The 17,736-nt window shown below is 66.5% G+C and carries 23 protein-coding genes; 15 read left to right on the top strand and 8 right to left on the bottom strand.

The window, feature by feature from the left end:
* Positions 1-67: 67 nt before the first annotated feature.
* The gene (locus KBO27_RS11800; RefSeq protein ID WP_210970030.1) at positions 68-1,534 is read right to left on the bottom strand and encodes a hypothetical protein; all 1,467 of its coding nucleotides are present in this window, start codon (positions 1,532-1,534) and stop codon (positions 68-70) included.
* A 191-nt stretch (positions 1,535-1,725) separates the two neighbouring features.
* Positions 1,726-3,225, bottom strand: a complete 1,500-nt coding sequence (locus KBO27_RS11795; RefSeq protein ID WP_210970029.1) for a glycosyltransferase family protein — start codon at positions 3,223-3,225, stop codon at positions 1,726-1,728.
* Between the two features lie 260 nt (positions 3,226-3,485).
* Here KBO27_RS11795 and KBO27_RS11790 point away from each other — a divergent pair, with 260 nt between their 5' ends.
* The gene (locus KBO27_RS11790) at positions 3,486-3,896 is read left to right on the top strand and encodes a hypothetical protein (protein WP_210970028.1); all 411 of its coding nucleotides are present in this window, start codon (positions 3,486-3,488) and stop codon (positions 3,894-3,896) included.
* Between the two features lie 332 nt (positions 3,897-4,228).
* Here KBO27_RS11790 and KBO27_RS11785 read toward each other — a convergent pair whose 3' ends face one another.
* On the bottom strand, positions 4,229-4,474 hold the full coding sequence (locus KBO27_RS11785) for a hypothetical protein (RefSeq protein WP_210970027.1): 246 nt from the start codon (positions 4,472-4,474) through the stop codon (positions 4,229-4,231).
* Positions 4,475-5,478: 1,004 nt separating this feature from the next.
* Here KBO27_RS11785 and KBO27_RS11780 point away from each other — a divergent pair.
* A complete protein-coding gene (locus KBO27_RS11780; protein ID WP_210970026.1) occupies positions 5,479-5,859 on the top strand; it encodes a tyrosine-type recombinase/integrase in 381 nt (126 codons plus the stop codon).
* 286 nt (positions 5,860-6,145) lie between these two features.
* Here the strand turns inward: KBO27_RS11780 and KBO27_RS11775 are convergent, their stop codons facing one another.
* Positions 6,146-6,577, bottom strand: coding sequence for a hypothetical protein (locus tag KBO27_RS11775; RefSeq protein ID WP_210970025.1), 432 nt, complete (start codon positions 6,575-6,577; stop codon positions 6,146-6,148).
* A gap of 527 nt (positions 6,578-7,104) precedes the next feature.
* On the opposite strand from KBO27_RS11775, the gene KBO27_RS11770 reads away from it, so the two are divergent.
* On the top strand, positions 7,105-7,863 hold the full coding sequence (locus tag KBO27_RS11770; protein ID WP_210970024.1) for a hypothetical protein: 759 nt from the start codon (positions 7,105-7,107) through the stop codon (positions 7,861-7,863).
* Positions 7,793-8,944: a non-homologous end joining protein Ku gene (gene ku, locus KBO27_RS11765; protein WP_307870362.1), complete on the top strand. Its 1,152-nt coding sequence runs from the start codon at positions 7,793-7,795 to the stop codon at positions 8,942-8,944. Before KBO27_RS11770 ends, ku begins: the two co-directional genes overlap by 71 nt.
* 514 nt (positions 8,945-9,458) lie before the next feature.
* Here the strand turns inward: ku and KBO27_RS11760 are convergent.
* Both KBO27_RS11760 and KBO27_RS11755 read right to left on the bottom strand, forming a co-directional pair.
* A complete protein-coding gene (locus KBO27_RS11760; RefSeq protein ID WP_132678597.1) occupies positions 9,459-9,689 on the bottom strand; it encodes a hypothetical protein in 231 nt (76 codons plus the stop codon).
* A 62-nt stretch (positions 9,690-9,751) separates the two neighbouring features.
* Positions 9,752-10,003 carry a GntR family transcriptional regulator gene (locus KBO27_RS11755; protein ID WP_210970022.1) on the bottom strand — a complete coding sequence of 84 codons (252 nt, stop codon included), beginning with the start codon at positions 10,001-10,003 and terminating at the stop codon, positions 9,752-9,754.
* Between the two features lie 503 nt (positions 10,004-10,506).
* Here KBO27_RS11755 and KBO27_RS11750 point away from each other — a divergent pair.
* Positions 10,507-11,403, top strand: a complete 897-nt coding sequence (locus KBO27_RS11750; protein WP_210970021.1) for a phosphotransferase family protein — start codon at positions 10,507-10,509, stop codon at positions 11,401-11,403.
* Here the strand turns inward: KBO27_RS11750 and KBO27_RS11745 are convergent.
* The gene (locus KBO27_RS11745) at positions 11,392-12,798 is read right to left on the bottom strand and encodes an NsdA family TPR-like regulatory protein (RefSeq protein ID WP_210970020.1); all 1,407 of its coding nucleotides are present in this window, start codon (positions 12,796-12,798) and stop codon (positions 11,392-11,394) included. The genes KBO27_RS11750 and KBO27_RS11745 overlap by 12 nt on opposite strands.
* Positions 12,799-12,944: 146 nt before the next feature.
* On the opposite strand from KBO27_RS11745, the gene KBO27_RS11740 reads away from it, so the two are divergent.
* Positions 12,945-13,148 (top strand): hypothetical protein, encoded by a 204-nt coding sequence (locus KBO27_RS11740; RefSeq protein ID WP_210970019.1) that lies wholly within the window; start codon positions 12,945-12,947, stop codon positions 13,146-13,148.
* On the opposite strand, the gene KBO27_RS11735 is transcribed toward KBO27_RS11740, so the two are convergent.
* Positions 13,133-13,489 carry a winged helix-turn-helix domain-containing protein gene (locus KBO27_RS11735; protein ID WP_210970018.1) on the bottom strand — a complete coding sequence of 119 codons (357 nt, stop codon included), beginning with the start codon at positions 13,487-13,489 and terminating at the stop codon, positions 13,133-13,135. The two genes, KBO27_RS11740 and KBO27_RS11735, sit on opposite strands and share 16 nt — an antisense overlap.
* 128 nt (positions 13,490-13,617) lie before the next feature.
* Between KBO27_RS11735 and KBO27_RS11730 the strand changes: the two genes are divergently transcribed.
* The 9 genes from KBO27_RS11730 (at position 13,618) to KBO27_RS11695 (ending at position 17,677) form a co-directional block, all read left to right on the top strand.
* Positions 13,618-13,836 carry a hypothetical protein gene (locus tag KBO27_RS11730; RefSeq protein WP_210970017.1) on the top strand — a complete coding sequence of 73 codons (219 nt, stop codon included), beginning with the start codon at positions 13,618-13,620 and terminating at the stop codon, positions 13,834-13,836.
* Positions 13,833-14,393 carry a WhiB family transcriptional regulator gene (locus KBO27_RS11725; protein ID WP_246536894.1) on the top strand — a complete coding sequence of 187 codons (561 nt, stop codon included), beginning with the start codon at positions 13,833-13,835 and terminating at the stop codon, positions 14,391-14,393. The genes KBO27_RS11730 and KBO27_RS11725 overlap by 4 nt, the downstream gene beginning before the upstream one ends.
* 83 nt (positions 14,394-14,476) lie before the next feature.
* Positions 14,477-15,472 carry a hypothetical protein gene (locus KBO27_RS11720; RefSeq protein WP_210970016.1) on the top strand — a complete coding sequence of 332 codons (996 nt, stop codon included), beginning with the start codon at positions 14,477-14,479 and terminating at the stop codon, positions 15,470-15,472.
* Between the two features lie 12 nt (positions 15,473-15,484).
* A complete protein-coding gene (locus KBO27_RS11715; protein ID WP_210970015.1) occupies positions 15,485-15,958 on the top strand; it encodes a DUF3307 domain-containing protein in 474 nt (157 codons plus the stop codon).
* Complete coding sequence (locus tag KBO27_RS11710; protein ID WP_210970014.1) at positions 15,958-17,025, top strand: hypothetical protein; 1,068 nt, start codon at positions 15,958-15,960, stop codon at positions 17,023-17,025. Before KBO27_RS11715 ends, KBO27_RS11710 begins: the two co-directional genes overlap by 1 nt.
* Before the next feature lie 17 nt (positions 17,026-17,042).
* Positions 17,043-17,201 (top strand): hypothetical protein, encoded by a 159-nt coding sequence (locus KBO27_RS11705; protein ID WP_210970013.1) that lies wholly within the window; start codon positions 17,043-17,045, stop codon positions 17,199-17,201.
* Entirely contained in the window at positions 17,198-17,359 is a 162-nt protein-coding gene (locus tag KBO27_RS11700) for a hypothetical protein (RefSeq protein ID WP_210970012.1), read from the top strand. Before KBO27_RS11705 ends, KBO27_RS11700 begins: the two co-directional genes overlap by 4 nt.
* Entirely contained in the window at positions 17,356-17,487 is a 132-nt protein-coding gene (locus KBO27_RS34220; protein WP_281420726.1) for a hypothetical protein, read from the top strand. Before KBO27_RS11700 ends, KBO27_RS34220 begins: the two co-directional genes overlap by 4 nt.
* A 13-nt stretch (positions 17,488-17,500) precedes the next feature.
* Positions 17,501-17,677, top strand: a complete 177-nt coding sequence (locus KBO27_RS11695; RefSeq protein ID WP_210970011.1) for a hypothetical protein — start codon at positions 17,501-17,503, stop codon at positions 17,675-17,677.
* The last annotated feature ends 59 nt before the right edge of the window (positions 17,678-17,736 follow it).

Below are 17,736 nucleotides of genomic sequence, written 5' to 3'. Positions count from 1 at the left end.
GCTCCCGCGGAATGAGGACGATCCTCGAGAACGGCGCCGCGAGACGAGTTCTCCGAGAGGGACCGCTCTAGCGCTCGACCAGTACGAGCTGGTCCTGGCCTCGGGCGGGCAGGTCGATCGGCCAGGTCTTGATGAGCCGGCCGGGCGGGTCCGGGAGGATCGACGCGAAGTGGAGTTCGTAGTCGAGGCGCGGCGGGCTCGCGTCCTGCTGGTGCAGCGAGTTCAGCCGCAGCAGGCCCTCGCCCACGGCGCCGGACCGCTCTTGGCGCCGGTCGAGCAGGATCTCGATCAGTCCCCGGTCTCCGAAGTGGTCGACGACGAGACCGCCCGAACCGTAGGCGAGCGCCCCGATCTCGCCGGGCCCGCGAACCCGGTTCCCGCCCGTGAGCGCGGGAATCTCAGCGCCGATCGCCAGGTACTGGTCGCTGCGCGCCATGTTGAACACCAGCGGCATCGCCGCCCACGGCGCCGGACCGGCGGAGACGAGGGAGAACGCCGCGAGCAGCGCGGTTCCCGCGCAGCAGAGCACGCCACCGACCTCGGCGATGACGATCGACGCGGTCATCGCGGAACAGGCCACCAGCGGTGCGAAGTACCAGGCTTGCGGATACGCGCCGATGCTCAGCAGCGCCGCCCAGTGCGCCCACCCCGCGAGCAGGAACGCCAGCGCCACCCGCGCCCAGGTCGATCGGCGGTGGTGCCAAGCCCAGATCCCGCCGCAGAGCCCGGCTCCGACCGCGACGGCGGTGAGCGCGGTGCTCACCGGGTAGTAGCGCGCGAAGAGTTCGAGGGGAGCGGTGAGCATCGTGGGCGAACCGGGTTCGGACACCTTGATGAACGTGGTGTCCGGGATGAAACCGCCGAGGCGAAACCACGACCACACGTGCCACAGCAGGGCGAGCAGCGCCCCGATCGCGGCCGCTCGAAACCGATTCCGCCGGAGCAGCACCGCGACGAGCACACCCGCGGGTACCACGAGATCGGGCCGGCACAGCACCGCCAGACCCCACAGCGCTCCGGTCGCCCACGACCGGCCCGCGAGGGCGTGGTGCCCCACCCCGACCAGCACCGCGATCCCGAGGTAGGTCTCCAGCCCGATCGTGGACACCACCAGCGGCGTGGTCACGAGCAGCGCCACCGCCGCGAACGGCATGGCAGCGGAAGCCCCGATCCGCCGCGCCAGCCGCGCCGACCACCAGCCGGTGATCGCGAGCGTGACCGCCAGCAGCACCCCGACCGCGACCGCGGGACTCCTGACCGCCCAGAAGATCGCGGTCAGCAGCCAGGCGTTCAGCGGCGAGGTCTGCGTGTTGGAGGTCTGGTCGAGCAGGAGACCCCAGTGCCCGTGCTCGGCGAGGTTGCGGACGTAGGTGAGGGTGATCCAGGCGTCGTCGGCCAGCGCCCGATGCGCGAGCAGGATCAGAACCGCACCGGCCGCGGCCCCGAAGCCGGCGGCCCACCACTCCAGACGATCTCGCTGCGCCGGTTCCGGTCGCCGCTGGGTCGGTACGACTGAAAGATCCGTGGCAATCATGAGCGCAGAGTTGCAGCGCAGGTGGCGACCGACCGCTCGGGCATTCGTATGCCCGCGGCATTTCGATCAACAACCACGCGAAAGGTGATCGCCTTCACCCGCAGAACGCGAAAACTCCGACACATTCACGTTTTCTGGTGCAGTCATCGTCCCCTGAGGACAGTGGTGCTCCAATGATCGAAGACCGACGCTCACTGAACGTGGAAGGGCACGAGCCGGATTCGCACTTGCGCGTCCGGGTCGGTGGGCAACCGCGCCGGCCACTGATCAGGCCCGTCGGCGCGCTGGTTCTCCCACTCCATGTGGTACTCGGCGGGAATCGGTTCAGCCGGGGCTCGATGCAGGTAGTTGAGCGACAGCAGGGTCCGGGTCAACGGCCCGGCCCGGTCGAGCTGCTCGGAGATGTACTTCGCGGTGCGGCCGGGGTCGGACAGGTCATCGACGATCTGGCATTCGCAGAAGTAGGCGAGCGTTCCCACCTCGGCGGGGCTCACGACCGTCGCCCCGGGTTTCTCAGCGGAAATGGATTCGGCCATGCGCTGGTACTGGGTCGCGGTGGCCCAGTTGCCGTTGATGGGCGCCGTGCTCCACGGGAGCCCGTGCCCGATGTCGACGCTGAGCGCGAACAGCACGGGCAGCGTCGCGGCGGCGAGCACGAGGCTTCCGCGTCGGCGCACGAGAGCCGACACCGCGACCGCTGAAGCGAGGCCGAACCCGGCGATCACCGGACCGTAGTACCAGTGGGCAGGCGGCGGTGCGAGCAGCGCGAACGCCATCGCGTGGGCGGCACCGCCGGCGGCGAAGCCCAACGTCGCCTGGGCAGGACCGGTGCTGCGCGGGTTCGTCCTCGCCGACCACGCCCAGCAGGCAGCCGCGAGCCCGCACAGCAGGAGCAGGACGGTCACACCGATCGCCGCTTTCCAGTGCTGGAAGTACCAGGCGAGACCGGTGGCGTAGGTCGCTCCCCAGGACTCGCCCATCCGGGTCAGCAGCGTGTCCGGAAGCGCCGACCCCAGGGCGAACCAGCTCACCACGTGCCACGGCAGGGCGATCGCTGAAGCCACCAGTGCACTGCGCAGGACGCGACGACGAGACGCGGGGATGGTCAGCACGACGGCCAGGTCGATGATCGCGAAATCGGGGCGGGTCAAGACCATCGCACCGGCGACGACACCCGTGGCGACCCAGTTCCCCGCCAGGGCGTGCCGCACCAACCCGATCAGCAGGGCGATCCCGAGATAGGTCTCCATGCCGACCGTCGAGGCCAGCAGCGGGTTCGACACCAGCAGCGCCACGCCGAGCAGGGGCAGGACCCGTCGCGGCAGCCCGGTCAGCTCCGCGATCCGGTGGAGCCAGAAGCCCGAGGCGGCCGTCGTGATCACCAGCAGCAACCCCACCGCCGTGACCGGCGCACCGGAGACGGCCGTGAGCAGCGCGAGCGACCAGACCTGCAGCGGTGACGTGGCGGTGTTCGCCGTCTGGGTCGGGATGACCCCCCAGTGCCCGAAGAAGGCGAGATTGCGGGCGTAATCGACGGTGATGTACGCGTCGTCACCGAGCCCGCGACGTGCGATCAGGAACAGCAGCCCCCCGGCCAACGCGGACATGAGCACGACCGCGGTCAACCGCGCGTGCTTCGACCAGGTGCGGGTCGTCGTTCCTGCTTGCCGCTCAGCGCTCGCCTGGACCATGCCCGCGATGATCCGCACTGATCTCAGCGGCGGCGCGGGCAGAGTTCCATGTTCACAAGTCCGTGTTACGGCGTGCGACACGGAAGCGTTCTGCTTCGTGCGGCATCAGAACGCGAAACCCGCGAGAAGTTCACGATTCTCGGTTGAGCCCCACGGGACGGTTGTGGTCCGAACCGTTCAGGATCGATGTTCGTTGTGCCCGGTCGGTTCAGACCCACGACTGCCCACGGCCGCGGGAGGCTTCGCGCGATACTCGGTGCATGACGCAGGAGCCCGCGCACCTCGACGACCACCACGTCCTGATCCCTGCGTCCCGGGACCGGGTGTGGCAGGCCGTGCTGGACCAGTCGGAGAAGATCCTCCGCCGGGGGAAGCCCATCGCGTGGGTCCTCGGTGCGAACCCGCCGAACGGCTTCGCCGTGACGGCCGAAGAGCCGCACCAGCGACTGGATCTCGCGGGGCGGCACCGGTTCGCGACCTATCTGCTCCGCTTCGAGCTCACCGCCCCACCGGAGCAGGACGGATCAACGGTGCTCGTCGCACGCTCGTACGCGAACTTCCACGGACTGACCGGGCGCGCCTACCGCGCCGCACTGCTCGCCTCGGGCGGCCACGTCGCCGCGGTCCGACTGATGCTGCGCGCGGTGAGAACGTCCACCACCACGCGCTAGACCTCGCAATTCCTGCGGTGAGATCGGATTCCGCGAACCCCCATCCGAGAAGGCGAAATGGATTCGCTGATCCGGGACGGTGAATGAAAAAGACCCTGGTCATTTCTCCGGTTGGAGTTCTGACCAGGGTCTTCGTTCTGTGGGCGATACTGGGATCGAACCAGTGACCTCTTCGGTGTGAACGGCGTGATCGGCCGCTGACCTGGGGTTTTCTTGTGTTAGCCCGTGTCGCCTGGTGCGGCTTACCTGCTGTTCTGTGTCGCTGGATGTCGGCCGCTGGTGGTCGTGATGCTTACTTTTTGCTGCTTCCTGGGACCGCCACTGCCTGAGTCCTACCCGGGTTCGGGCAAGAGCCCGGAGAAGTACAGGACTCCAAGGGCAACAAATAGGGATCCCCCTACGATGAAGCCGTACTGGTGTGTGCGCATCCAGCGGTCGGCCTGCTGGTACGACATGTTTTTGTAGTAGCTCTTCGCATTTCGAGCGCTGATCTTGGCAAGGGGCTTGCTAAATGCGACAAATGCAGCTCCGCCGAGCATCCCCGCCACGATAACCCACTCGGGGGAAAGTCCAGTCATCGCACCCTGCTTTTATCAGACACCGCCGTTCCGGACATGGCGAGCATCGTGAACGATTTTCCTGATCGCTAGCAACTGCGTCACCCACGCCCTGTGCGCGAGGCCACGGCCGAAACGTCGAGACGCCTGGCGCTGTCTCCTGCAAGGGAGGGCCTCTGTCCTCACCCGTCGACCTGGCGTAGCCCTCATCAGCTCGTGTCAAGGGGGGCAACCGGCGATGTCAGCGGGACATGCCGGCACTCAAGCTTGCCCCCTTGACGCGGGCTGATAGCCCCTGTGGAGGTCGATGGGGTGAGGACAGAGCAGCCACGACCGAACCGCAGCCGATGTGGCTTTCCCCCTCATCCTGTTGGCCTGCCCGTCCGGCGAGGACATCTCTTTGCGCCTGAGCGTGGGCTCCTTCTGGCGGTGCGGGGCCGCCTGCCTTCCCGTGTGGCCGGGGCGCGGGCGCCGGGACCGGCCGCCAGGACGCATGCCCGGGGTCCCGCTGCCCCGGCCAGGGAAACAGCGGGCAGGCGGCCCCGCAGGGGCCGCCCTTGATGAAGAAAAGAAACTCTGAACACACGCGCAGCGGCTCAAAAGCGAGTCGGGCCTCTTGCCGTGGCGTCGTGCTGGGTCAGCTCAGGAGGTTCCGAAGGGCAGCCGCATCCTCGGCTAGCTGGGCCTGGGTGATCTGGGTTTCGGAACCGTCCTGTGGCAAGAGGGGGAACGGCCGTCCTGGTGCTGGATCCTCGACGAAGCGCGGCAACAGGCGAGTGTGCAGGTGCGGCACAGTGTTGCCTAGCGTTTCGAAGGTCGTCCGGACAGTGGTAGAAGTCAGTGGAAATACCTCGTTCAAGGCGTTCCTCAAGAGCGCTGCCGGTCGGCGTGCGGTGCCGTTGCCGCCCTGGGTTCTCCGAATCATCAGGAAGCACCTCGATGAGTGGCCGACGCTCGACGACCAGTCGCCCGTCTTCGCGAACATGGCGGGTAACCCACATCGCCGGACGCTTTTCCGAGCGCGGGTGTGGCGGCCTGCGCTAGTCCGCGCGGGCCTGCTCGGTGGGATCACCAAGGAGTCTGATGGCTCGATCTGGGCCAGCTGGCAGGACCTGACGGGGGAGCGGCAGCGGCAGAAGTTCGCGACCGAGACGCAGGCGGTCACGGCCGTGGCGCGGCTGGCCTCCGGTGGGCTGAAGTTCCACGACCTCCGTCACTCCTACGCCACCTGGCTCGTCGACGACGGGGTTCCGGTGAACATGGTTCAGCGCGTGCTCGGGCACGAGCGGTCGTCGACCACGCTGGATCTCTACACCCGGCGAACCGATGGGGGAGATCGAATGCTGGACGCCCTCCGAGATGACGGCGACGAAGAAGGCGGAATCGGCTCGTTGATTGCCCGCTGATCCGATGCTGACTTTCTGCTGACTTCCGGCCTAACGAGTGAATGAAAAAGACCCTGGTCATTTCTCCGGTTGGAGTTCTGACCAGGGTCTTCGTTCTGTGGGCGATACTGGGATCGAACCAGTGACCTCTTCGGTGTGAACGGAGCCGGGTACGTCTCTGGGCTCTCACTGCGTCGCGCTGACCTGGTTGTTCGGTGACGTCGCGCCCCGATTCGTCTCAGCTGTCACAGCCCGTTTCGCGGCGTCTCGGGCACTGCTTAAGGCACCACGCCGACCTCCGTGCTCGTTATTGGGGGTCCTCATCCGCGCCGGATGCGCGTGCCGGTTCGTGGTTCGTCGACCCGAGCGCGTCGCGCACTGCGGCGATGTCCCCGTCGCTCACCTGGCGCCGGGCGGTGGCGTAGGGCAAGCGGGCGGCGTTGGCCAGGGTCTGCCAGCTGTAGCCGGGCTGGGTCCCACCGGTGAAGTGCCGGCCGTAGGCGAGCAGTTCGCGGATGAGCCGCTCGGCCTGGTCGCGTTGGTCGGCCGCCGTGCTCAGTGCCAGCAGCAGCGCGTCCTCGTCGGTGCCATCCACCAGCACCTGCAGGTTCTCGGCGTAGTCCTCGCGGTTCTCCTGCGCCTGGATGGCGGCGTCGTCGTAGGACTCGTCGGGAGTGACTTCGCCTTGGCGCGGGTGGGGGTGTGCGATCCGGGCGATGGCATTGATGCGGTTGCTCATGTGGTCATTATGACCCATGTTGTTCAAAATGAACAACCCCATTCTGAATGGCCATGCGGAGAGAAGGGTAAGCCCATCACGTCCTCTCAGGGGCTGTGGCGTCCCGTGGCGGTTTCGGCCGGGCGTTGAGGGCTCGGCGGTAGCTAGCGAGAGCATCGGCCAGGTTGTGGCGGGCGGCCTCCGTCTCCGACTCGTCTGTTGCGTCGGATCGCTGGTGTGCGCTCAATCCATCGGACGCTGCTGCTGCTCGCAGGCGGCCCCGTTCGACCTCGTTCATGCAGCCATCCTCCGGCAGGGGCCGTTCTACCGAACGAGCTACCAAGCTGCTGCGAGAGGACGACTCGTCGACGGCGCGATACGGGTCGCGTGGCTGTTCCCGCTGCATGGGCCGGCCTGGGGCGGGTCATCGTCGATGTCAGTGGACTGGGCGTGGGTGCGTGAAGGGTCGAAGGACCTTGGGCGTGCCCGCCAGCCGGGCGCAGGCTTGCTCTGTGAGAACGCTGGTTCCAGATTGAGTGGGGGCAGGAATGGATAACGATAACCGGCGGGTGGGTGCCGCGTTCGACAAAACGCTTGCGAATATCGGCGGCACTGCCGTTGGTTTTTTGGCAGCAGCTTACCTGGGGCCGGACGCTGCGGCGGCTATTTCTGGAGGCACGGCACCTTGGCTGGAGGAGCTCGCGCGCATAGCTCGACGGAGATTTGAGAAGGTGCAAGAGGCTGGTGACGCTGCCAGCCGAGCTGCAGGGTGTCCATTCGAGGACCTCATTGAGCAGGCCATTGGGGACGATCGTAAGCTGGAGCTCCTTACTCAGGCTCTGCATGCTGCGTCTATGGCAGAGGATGCTCGCAAGATTAAAACACTTGGCCGTGCAATCGCACGCGGGATGGACGATGCCCGTGTCGATGAGCAACGACGAATTGTGTCGACACTTGCTGCCCTCGAGCCGGTGGACGCACGAGTCCTCGTAATGATGGCGCACGACGACAAGAATGGCTGGATAAAGCGCCCCAGTCAGAGTGGCCCCAGTGTGGGGACTGGTGTACTTCTTGAAGCCGAGCCAGGACTGGATTCGCTGATTGATTCCGTAGTTGCACGCTTGCAGACATTGGGTCTAATCAGTGACCCAGACAGTGCGCGAAGCTGGCACGGGGTCGTCTATAAATCGGGGCTAAAAACCACAACTTTTGGAAAGTTGTGTGCTGATGCTCTGAATGAAGAGGCTGTTATGGAACAAGAAGCAGACAAGCCTGAAGATGAATGCGCTTTCGATATACGGGAATGATCTTCTTGTGTTCGCGATGAAGCCAATTAATTGGGTCCACAAGTCGCCAGCGCGTGGAGTTTCCGCTGGTCGTCACGTGTGTCTTCCTAACGGATGCCCGACGCATTGTGGGCCTGCCTGGGGCGGGTCATCGTCGATGTCAGTGGACTGGCGGGCGGCCAGCGGCCTGGTCGTCCTTCCGCCCGCCCAGGCAGGTGGGATCCAGGGTCGGCGGATGTCGTCGGGGGTGAAGGGTCGAAGGGCCTTGGGTGGGCCTGCCAGCTGGGCGCAGGCTGGCGCTGTGAGGACGCTGTGGAACGGTGTGATCAGTTTCGGGCTGGTGGCGATCCCGGTCGGGTTGGTGGCGGCAACGGAGTCGAGGTCGATCAGCTTTCGGCAGGTTCACCGGTCTGATGGGGCCCGGGTCCGGCACGAGCGGGTCTGCACCGCAGAGGACCGCCGGGTGCCGTGGGAGGAGATCGTCAAGGGCTACGAGCTGCCCGACGGCCGGATGGTCGTGATGACCGAGGACGAGTTGGCGGAGTTGCCGCTGCCCAGTGCGCACAGCATCGAGGTGGCCGAGTTCGTCCCGGCCGGCGCGGTGGATCCGATCCTGTTCGACCGCTCGTACTTCCTGCAGCCGCACCAGGTCGCACTTGGTGCCTACAGCCTGCTGCGCGACGCCATGACCGACACCGGCCGCGTCGGGCTGGGGCGGGTGGCGATCCGGACCCGGGAGAGATTGGCGTTGCTACGGCCCTATGGGCCGGGGATCAGCCTGGTCACGCTGTTGTGGCCGGATGAGGTGCGGGAACCGGACTTCGGATGGCTCACCGACCAGGCCCCGCAGCCCCGCGAGCAGGAACAGCGGATGGCCGAACAGCTGGTGCTGTCGCTGTCGAGCACGACCTTCGACCCCACCGGCTACCGCGACCACTCACGCGAGGCCCTGCAGGCGCTGATCGATGCCAAGCTCACCCACCGCCAGATCGCCGTTCCGGAGCCCCGCACCCAGGAGACCGCGGACCTCGAAGAGGCGCTGCGAGTCAGCCTCGACCAAGCCCGCCAGGCTCGCACCGCTGGGCAACGTGGAACCGGATGACAGCAGCATGGTCGATTCGGACGACGAAGCGCCCCGCACCGCCTTGCTCAGGCGGCGCGGGGCGCTGTCGTGTCCACCGTCGGCACTTCCCCTACCTCGGTGAACGGGCGTGCTGTCGAGGCACGCATCAGCAATACTAGACCACGTGTTCGATAACGTTCAAGCGCATCCGCCTGCACAGCCGGGTGACGACCGGGAGCGGCGCCCGGCTGTTCCGGTGCGCGTGGACCTCTCCGCCGTGTTCGCGGTCCAGCCGACGTCGCCGCGTGTGGAGCTCCCCGATGGGTGGGACATGACTGCCACCACCGACGCTGAATTGCTCGCTTGGCGGCGGGACACTGCTGGTCGCTGGTGGGGTGAGGTCCGCCTCCGCGTGCACCGTGGTGCTAACCCAGGTGCGGGAGGGATGAGGCATGTGTGGTGGGTGCCGGCGCACGCTGTGACCCAGAAATCTCGCTCCGAGCCATCCGGTGGTGAATAGAGTGCCGACGGCCCCTCGTGCAGCTTGGGGCTGTCAGCCCTCGGCCTCTTGGTCCTCGATGAGGGTCTGGAGAGCGCGTACGAGCGACTTGGCGGGAACGCGGATCTCGGATTCGATCTCGCCGAGGCTGCCCTTTTCGTCGCAGGGCTGAACCTGTAGGAACGCGTATTCCCCCGCGATTGCGACGTTGACGACGCGTTCCGGTGGTTCGTACTTCACGTCGTCAAGGCTGGGGATCCCGATGTGGATCTCGTGGATGGACAAGCTGCGACCACGCCTTTCGTTCTGGGGGCTTCTAGGCGCTGCAGGCTATCGCTGCGGCCCGCTTACTTCTTTTGCTCGCGCGCGATAAACGTGCCTGTGCTGGCGAAGGTGACGACGATGCCACGTTCGCGCAGCACTTCGGTCGCCCGTCGGGCCGTGCCCAGCGACACGCCGTACTCCGCGGCGAGGTCGCGCTCGGCGGGGAGTCGCGTTCCCGGTTCGAGCGCGCCGTTCTTGACCTGACCTTCGAGGTAGTCGGCCAGCTGCATGTAGATGTAGCCGGAGGCCGGGTCGGGTGTGAAGCCCTCGCTCATGAAGCGGACGCTAGAGCGGCCGGGCGCACCCTGCCGGATGAGAGCGCGCCCTACCGCTGTCCACCGCGTCCTACCGCGTCCTATGCTGACCTGCATGTCTATCGAGAGGGGCGTGCGATGACGGGACGGGTTGGGTTGGCCGTCGTGCTTCGTCAGACGCAGTGGGAACTGGACCACGTCGCGTTCGGGCTTCCTCGTGGTGAGATCACCGAAGAAGAGCGAACTCAGCTCGTTTGCAGCTTGCGGGAGCTCGCGTACGCGCTGGAGGCGCTCACCTTGCAGAGCGAAGAAGGATCGGCTGGGTCCGGCGCCCCAAGGTCAGAGCATTAGCCCCTGTATGGCGACGTCAGGGCGCTATGAAACGGTCTTAGCGGCCAGCGGCGAGGGTGGCTGAACATCAGGTGGCCGACTGGTCACGCGAGGCCGCGCGGCATCTCAAAGCCGCTGGTCTTCGATGCACAACCCCGTAGCCTGTGGAGTCGACTCCGTCGGAAGGGTTGTTGATGACGACTGCTTCGTTCAGTGCCGATACGACGCGCGCCGTCACCGAGGCGGCGTGCGCCGAAGCCGGGATTCCATCCGACGACGCGCGCCTGATGAGGCTTGGAGAGAACGCCCTCTTTCACATCCCGTCTTGCAGCGTCGTTGTGCGAATCGCCCGCACGATGGACTACTGGGCCGATGTCGTTCGCGAAGTCGCCGTGTCGAAGTGGCTGCACCAAGCCGGTATTTCTGCAGCTCAAGTAGTAGATTCCGTTCGGCAGCCGCTTGCAGTCGATGGACACCCGGTGACCTTCTGGCACTTCATCTCGGGCGACCCCGCCCCGTACTCCCGCATCGGCGACCTCGGGTCCCTGCTTCGCCGGCTGCATGCCCTTGAGCCGCCAGCGGCGCTGCAGCTGCCCAACGAAGACATCCTCGACCGTGTCCAGCCGCGGATCGAGAAGGCTCCGATTGCGGAGTCTGACCGTCGGTTCCTGCTTCGTCGACTTGATGAGCTGTCCGATGAGGTGGCGGCCCTTGAGTACGTTTTGCCTGCTTGTGCGGTGCACGGGGATGCTCACATCGGGAACGTCATGATTGCGGACGACGGTGCGCCGGTGCTCATCGACTTCGAACGGTTCGCGTATGGGCAGCCGGAGTGGGATCTCGGCATGACCGCCACCGAGACCAGGACCGCGGGCTGGTGGTCAGACGCTCAGTACCAGACGTTCGTTGATGCGTACGGGTTCGACGTCACCCAGTGGTCTGGGTTCCAGACCGTTCAAGCCGTCCATCAGCTCAAGATGACCACCTGGATCATGCAGAACGTGCAAGAAAGCCAGGACATCGCGGACGAGTACGACGCCCGAATGCGGACGATCCGTGATGGTCTCTCCTCGACCTGGTCACCGCGCTGAGCGTGGATTCGGCACATCGAACTGGGGGTAACGCTCGCGAAGGGTCGTGGTGAACGACCTGACGCGGGCGTCCCCCTCCCCGTGGCGTTCCACAAGATCGGCCCGGAAGTCCGTCAGGTAGCGGTGATATCGGGCTGAGTTGAGGGGTCCCGCGAGGTCAACCGCTTGGTGCGCGATCGACACAGCCGCATCGGAGTCGCCAGCCTGAAGCGTCGAGGCGGCGCTGACCATCCGCAAGAAGGCCTGCGTACGGGTCGGGGTTGCCTGCACCGCAGTCTCGACGAATGACAGGGCTCGATCGGGCTGCCCGAGGTCACGGAAGACATGTGCCCATTCACCTGCGATTTCCGGTGCATCGACGTACGAAGCCCATGCGGGTTCAGCACCGGGATTGCCCTTGTCGAGCAAGCTCTCGGCGCGGCCCATAACTGAAGCGCACAGGGAGCTCTCTCCGACGCTCGCCAGAGCGCGGGCTTCGTGTGCGAGATAGAGCGTTTCGACGGTGGGCGTCGCGATGCCTCGCGTGGCATGCTGCGCTGCCCGGGCGTACTCCGTCGCTTCCTTGAACTTCCCGAGGTAGTTCGCCTGGTGGCTCAGGTTCGCGAAGAGGCGTCCGCCGAGCATGTGGTCGCCGGCTTCCCGAGCGAGTCGCAGACCTTGCTTGAAGTACCTGCTGGCTGCAGCGTGCCTGCCGACGTCGTACGAGGTCCACCCGAGGAGCTGCGCCACCTCCGCTGCAGCGGAGAACAGCTCCTTTCTCGTTGCGTCCGGGTGTGACTGCTTGAGCGTCGGCAGCACGTTGCTCTGGAAGAACGCGAGCAGCATGTCCCGGAGATGTCCGCCGCCGTACTGGAAGTCGAGCTGCATGAAGCTGGCGGTCGTCGCGCGGATCGGCGCAGCGATGCCATTCCCGTAGCTGTCCAGGGGTTCTGCGACCACCAGAGGCTGCGCGAACAGGTAGCCGGTGATCGTCGTCGCCGTCGTGTCGGAGTTCCAATCGGGGCCGATCTGCGAGTTCTGCTGATCGGCCTCGACAAGCCTGGTGAGAATCTGGATTGAGGTTTCGGTGCTTTCGGGGTAGCGAGCCCCGTCTTCGGCGATGTCGACGGCCTCGCCCTCGGCGTCGGTGGGGTCCGACGGGAAACCGATCTCGGCCAGCGTGACCGCGCGGCCCAGCTTCGAACGCAAAGCCTCTGCGATGTACCGCTGGGTCTGGAGCTTGGGGACCTCACCGTCGCGAAACCAGCGACGGACTCGGTTGTGGTCCGGGCGTGCAGGAGGGTCGTCACCACGTTGTTCGCTGAGTGCCTTGATCCGTGAAGCGAGCCCCTTGCTGCTCATGTTGGCCGCGTCCATAACGGCCTTGAGCTGCGGGTTCTTGTGCGACTCGTCCACGTGATCTCCTCCTGAGCGCATCTTCGCATTCCGCGCGCTCCCCCCGCACGCCTTTGCGCTCCCCCTTCGCTCACTGCCGCTCCCCGGGGGGTGCGGAGGTGAACTAGTGCCATCGCAGAAAACGACAGCGAGCGAGGGAGAAAGCGATGGCGAAGAAGCAGTCACTTCCGGTTCTGCCGAAATCCGGGGGCGGCCCGGCGAAGTTCGTTGGGTTACTGCTCCTGGTGGGGTTCGTGGCGCTGGTCCTCAAGGCCCCCGCCGAGGCGGCCCAACTGGTGAAGGTGGTCGGGGCCGCGTTCAGCGGGGGCGCGGAGAGCTTGACGACCTTCGCGAATCAGGTCGGAGGCTGATCAGTGGCGACGCGGTTGATGAGGTCGGCGACGCGCTGGTCTACCTCGGAAAGTCGCCCTCGGAGATCCTGCAACTCGGTACGGACTTCGGCCAGCTCCGCTTCGATGGGGGCTGCCGCCGATGCCTCTGCTGGATCTCTCACGACGGCGGCAGCCTTTTCCCGCAACGTGACGAGCCCTTCGCCGGCCAGGATCTTGAGCGCCGCTCCGACGGTGTTCGGCGCGGCTCCCAGTTGCTTGGCGAGTTCCCGTTGTGGGCGGAGTTTGTCGCCGGGGGAGTAGTCGCCAGACGTGATGGCTTCCCGTAGCTGATCTGCGATTTCGGTCCGGTCCAGAGCCATGAAACCCCTTTCGGTCGTATAGCAAGCCTACATCTGACTTAAGCCAGTGCTTGACATGAGGGAACACGTGTCCTTAATCTGACTTAAGTCAGAACGAACTGACGTAACTCAGAAGGGAACTTTGAACGATGCGAACCACGTCGGAGCAGGTCAACGAGTCCGAGCTGTCGAACAAGCAGCTGCTGGCCCAGGCGCTTCAGGAAGCGATGGATGCGCACGCCAACGGCGTGTTGGGCGGTCCCGGCCTGGACGAGGTTCAGCTGAAGCGCGCAGCGCGGCGGGCTCGACGCGCCGACGCTAACCGGCTGCTGAACACCCAGATTCCGAGCGAGGAGGCGATCGCATGACCACGCAGGAGCGCATCGCGCGGGGCGATGACTTGTACACGCTGATGACGCACGTGCCGGGGGAGGACTTCGGGGCGCACCCGCTGTGCGCGGACGAGGACCCGGACCTGCACTTCCCGGTCTCGGAAGACGTGTCCGTGCCGCTGATCCGCGAGCAGGTCGAGCGGGCGAAGGCGATCTGCGAGCAGTGCCCGCTGATGGCGACCTGCCGGGAGAACGCGATCAACCGCGGCAGCGAGGGCATCTGGGGCGCAACCACGACCGCCGAGCGAGCCGAGATCCGCCGCGAGCGTGGCCTGTCCGGCAAGCGTCGCCGACAGGTCGAGCCGCTGACGGCCCGCGAGGTTTCCGCCGGCGCTGGCCGGGTGCTCGACGACCTGGAGCAGGTGCGGGGCGAGCGGCTGCCGCTGCTGCGCAAGCAGGTCAGGCAGGCGCTGTACCAGGCACGTCAGCGGGGCGACGGAGCCGACCAGCAGGCCGCCGCCGTGATGCGCCTGGTGCAGCCCGAGATCGACTGGCTGAACACGCAGGACGTTCCTGGAGAGATCGCGGCATGAGTGCGGTGCGGGGCTGGGTTGATGTGTTCTGCGAGTCCTGTGCTCGGGATGTGATCGCGCATGGGTGGCACCCGCGGTACAACGTGCGGTTTCGCGGGAGCGACGAGAACGGCAGCGAGATCGACTGCTGGGACTGCGCGGAACTGATCAACCGGCAGGTGAGCGAGACCGGGGGCCTGGAGCTCCGCGGATGGCACTACAGCCCGGTGGAACGCACCGACGCCGATATCGCGATGCACGAGGCCGCGCACGCGGTGGCGGCGGTTCGAGCCGAGGGGATTCGGGTCACCGAGGCCTACATCGGCACGGAATCGCTGTCCTATGGCGTGTCCGAAGGCATTAGCGGTGGTCGGGTCAATTTCCACGTCGACAGCGCGTCGCTGGAGGCGGTGGCCAACATGTCCCACGCCGGATGGGCCGCCGACCGCATGTGGCTGCGGGCGATCGGCCGCGCGGAGGACCCCGCGTTGCAGATCGATGCGGCCTGCGCCTCGGCCGGCGACATGAAGGGCTTGACCGACATGGCAGCCCCGCACGGCTGGGACGTCCCGCAACTGCACACCCAGGCCATCGCCGCGACCGACGAGCTTGTGGGTGAGCACGAGGCAGAGATTCGTGCGGTCCACGAGGAATTGCTCCGCCACCGCCACCTCGGGCCCGAGGCGATCCACGCCGCGATGGACCTCGCTCACCGTCCACGCCGGACCCAGCAGTCCCGCCCTGACGCCGAGCCGCCCACCGGGGGCGCCGGCACCACCACGAACATGCCCGCCGCCGCGGCGGGTGCAACCAGCACACCGAGCACAGGAGGAACAGGAATGTCGCTGATCGATCAGGCGCGAACCACGCTGGCCGGCACCAACGAGCGAGCCAACTACATCTTGGGCGCGCTGCGCCAGGCCCAGCTCGACCTCGAGGCCAACGCGACGGAGGTCTCCGGGGTCAGCGCCGACGCGATGACGCCACTCGAGATCGGGGCGGTCTACCGGCAGGCGATGGAGCAGATCGAGCAGGTCATGGGTCTGGTCTCGCAGGCCACCGAGTCCACCGAGGCCTACGCGGCCTCGCTGCACAGCTGAACAGGAGGGGACATGCCTTCGACTCTCGTTGCCGCGCTGGTGTTCGCGGTCGTGCTCCCGACGCTGCTGGTGGCCCACCACGTGGCCGACCACTGGGTGCAGACCTCCCACCAGGCGGCCACCAAGGGCCTGCCGGACTGGTCCGGGCGTTGGGCGTGCGTCAAGCACGTGGCCACCTACACCGCCACCACAGCCATCGCGGTCGGCCTGGTGTGGGCCGTGCTCGACCTGCCCATCCACCCCGCCGCGTTCACCGCCGGCCAAGTGGTCAGCGCGGTCACGCACTACTGGGCCGACCGTCGCCACACCCTCGCTCGACTCGCCGAGATCACCGGTAACGGTGGCTTCTACCGCCTCGGCGCACCCCGCACCGGCCACGACGACAACCCCTCCCTGGGCACCGGGGCCTACGTGCTCGATCAGTCCTGGCACTGGGCGTGGCTGTTCGTCGCGGCCCTGCTGACGGCTGTGGTCGGGGGTGCGTGATGGAAGCCAGTCCGGTAGCCAACCTGGATCAAATCCTCTGCCAGCGGCACGGCGACGACGTGCTGGAACTGGGCTGGGCCCCGCTGTATGAGCGGTGGATTCACAGCAAGCCGGACTGCGAGGACTGCCTCGCCAAGGTGAGGCGCATCCCTTCCCCGGACGGTCACATCAAGGTCCTCCCCTGGGTTGGTGTGCCGCAGGCGCTGGGGGTTGAGCAGAAGGCAGGGCATGAGGCCGCGCACGCGGTCGTCGGCAAGCACCGAGGCCTCGTTGTCAACTCGGCGTGGGTCGGTGACGACGTAGTCGAGATCTTCGGCGGGAGGTCAATGGCCCGAGGCGGCGGGGTTGATTTCGAACCGTTCGCCGGGCACCTGTTGGCGGACGTCGCTGCGATGGCCTTCGCAGGTTGGGCCGCTGACCGCGTGTGGTTGAAAGCCCAGGGTCTTCAGGGCAATCGGGCCGCCGAGCTCGCTGCCGCCGCCAGTTCCGGCATCGACATGGACTTGCTGTTCGGGCAGAACGCGCCCATGGACGTCTACCTCGATGCGAAGCGGGAGGCCGACGAGCTGGTTCGGGAGCACGAGCGGGAAATCAGCGCCGTGCAAGACGAGCTGATCCGCCACCAGCACCTCGGTGCCGAGGCCATCACCGCGGCAATGGATCTGGCACACCGACGCACCCCGCCGGCACCCAGCAACACGAACAAACCCCAGACCAGTGACGACACCACCACCGGCACGCCACAGGCAGCTCCGGCACTGGCCGGGGCGGGCACGTCCACCACACCGAACACAGGAGGAACAGGAATGTCGCTGATCGACCAGGCGCGCGAGAGCTTGGGCCAGGCCGACGAGAAGGCCACCCACATCCGGGGCGCGCTGGCCCAGGCGGTGCTGGACGCGGAAGCCAACGTCGTTCTGCTGAGCCAGGTCTCGCAGGAGTCGCAGACGGCAACCGAGATCGCCAACACCTACCAGCAGGTCGTCGAGCAGGTGCAGCAGGCCCTGCAGATGGTGCAGCACGCCACCGACCTGACCGAGGGCTACGCGGCCTCGCTGCACAGCTGAACCGGGAGACGACCGCGATGCAGACGCGCACTTACAACGACGGCAACGGCCACCTCGTCATCGAGAACGTCAACGACAAGGGCCAGGTCGTGACCCGCACCGTCCTGCCCGAGAACACCCCCGTCGAGATCGGATCCGACGACGTCACCGACGAGAACAACGGAGGTCAGCGATGAGCAAGCGAGACCGGCAGCAGGCCAACGACACCTACAACAAAGCCAAGGCCGAGCTGGAGCGAGTCTCCCGCCGGGACCGCACCGAGACCGACGACTACCTCGCCGCCAACGACGCCGTGGCCGAGGCCGCCAAGAACGTCTCCTGGTTGCGCCGATGAGCAGCGAGTTGGTGGGCCCGGTCATCGAAGGCGAAGTCATCGACGAGGACCCGTGCCCGGAGTGCGACGACCAGGGCGGCTGCGCGTGCTGCGGCTGCACCACCTGCGGCCTGCTGGGCCAGGACTGAAGGAGAAGCAGCGATGAGCAAGAGCAACCCCTGGCACACGATCGTCAAGAAGTCCTGGTGGGACGGCTCGATGATCACCCTCTGCGGGCAGAAGATCCCGAGCGGGCGCGGCGAGACCGACACCTGGTACCTGCCCCGCACCGGCCCAAACTGCGACGCCTGCGAGGCACTGAAGAAGCAGGGCAAGTAGCTCCGCCCCGGCCCAGCAGTCACTCCGCCAAGAACACCTGCTGGGCCGGGTCTCCCGAA

The organism is Saccharopolyspora endophytica (assembly GCF_018070075.1).
Lineage (GTDB): Bacteria > Actinomycetota > Actinomycetes > Mycobacteriales > Pseudonocardiaceae > Saccharopolyspora > Saccharopolyspora endophytica.
This window is presented reverse-complemented; position numbering and strand designations above follow the sequence as displayed.

Excerpts from the sequence above, each read along its gene's own strand:
- KBO27_RS11800 (WP_210970030.1), bottom strand. The coding sequence starts at position 1,534 with ATGATTGCCACGGATCTTTCAGTCGTACCGACCCAGCGGCGACCGGAA.
- KBO27_RS11795 (WP_210970029.1), bottom strand. The coding sequence starts at position 3,225 with ATGGTCCAGGCGAGCGCTGAGCGGCAAGCAGGAACGACGACCCGCACC.
- KBO27_RS11790 (WP_210970028.1), top strand. The coding sequence starts at position 3,486 with ATGACGCAGGAGCCCGCGCACCTCGACGACCACCACGTCCTGATCCCT.
- KBO27_RS11785 (WP_210970027.1), bottom strand. The coding sequence starts at position 4,474 with ATGACTGGACTTTCCCCCGAGTGGGTTATCGTGGCGGGGATGCTCGGC.
- KBO27_RS11775 (WP_210970025.1), bottom strand. The coding sequence starts at position 6,577 with ATGAGCAACCGCATCAATGCCATCGCCCGGATCGCACACCCCCACCCG.
- KBO27_RS11770 (WP_210970024.1), top strand. The coding sequence starts at position 7,105 with ATGGATAACGATAACCGGCGGGTGGGTGCCGCGTTCGACAAAACGCTT.
- ku (WP_307870362.1), top strand. The coding sequence starts at position 7,793 with ATGAAGAGGCTGTTATGGAACAAGAAGCAGACAAGCCTGAAGATGAAT.
- KBO27_RS11755 (WP_210970022.1), bottom strand. The coding sequence starts at position 10,003 with ATGAGCGAGGGCTTCACACCCGACCCGGCCTCCGGCTACATCTACATG.
- KBO27_RS11750 (WP_210970021.1), top strand. The coding sequence starts at position 10,507 with ATGACGACTGCTTCGTTCAGTGCCGATACGACGCGCGCCGTCACCGAG.
- KBO27_RS11740 (WP_210970019.1), top strand. The coding sequence starts at position 12,945 with ATGGCGAAGAAGCAGTCACTTCCGGTTCTGCCGAAATCCGGGGGCGGC.
- KBO27_RS11735 (WP_210970018.1), bottom strand. The coding sequence starts at position 13,489 with ATGGCTCTGGACCGGACCGAAATCGCAGATCAGCTACGGGAAGCCATC.
- KBO27_RS11730 (WP_210970017.1), top strand. The coding sequence starts at position 13,618 with ATGCGAACCACGTCGGAGCAGGTCAACGAGTCCGAGCTGTCGAACAAG.
- KBO27_RS11725 (WP_246536894.1), top strand. The coding sequence starts at position 13,833 with ATGACCACGCAGGAGCGCATCGCGCGGGGCGATGACTTGTACACGCTG.
- KBO27_RS11715 (WP_210970015.1), top strand. The coding sequence starts at position 15,485 with ATGCCTTCGACTCTCGTTGCCGCGCTGGTGTTCGCGGTCGTGCTCCCG.
- KBO27_RS11710 (WP_210970014.1), top strand. The coding sequence starts at position 15,958 with ATGGAAGCCAGTCCGGTAGCCAACCTGGATCAAATCCTCTGCCAGCGG.
- KBO27_RS11705 (WP_210970013.1), top strand. The coding sequence starts at position 17,043 with ATGCAGACGCGCACTTACAACGACGGCAACGGCCACCTCGTCATCGAG.
- KBO27_RS11700 (WP_210970012.1), top strand. The coding sequence starts at position 17,198 with ATGAGCAAGCGAGACCGGCAGCAGGCCAACGACACCTACAACAAAGCC.
- KBO27_RS34220 (WP_281420726.1), top strand. The coding sequence starts at position 17,356 with ATGAGCAGCGAGTTGGTGGGCCCGGTCATCGAAGGCGAAGTCATCGAC.
- KBO27_RS11695 (WP_210970011.1), top strand. The coding sequence starts at position 17,501 with ATGAGCAAGAGCAACCCCTGGCACACGATCGTCAAGAAGTCCTGGTGG.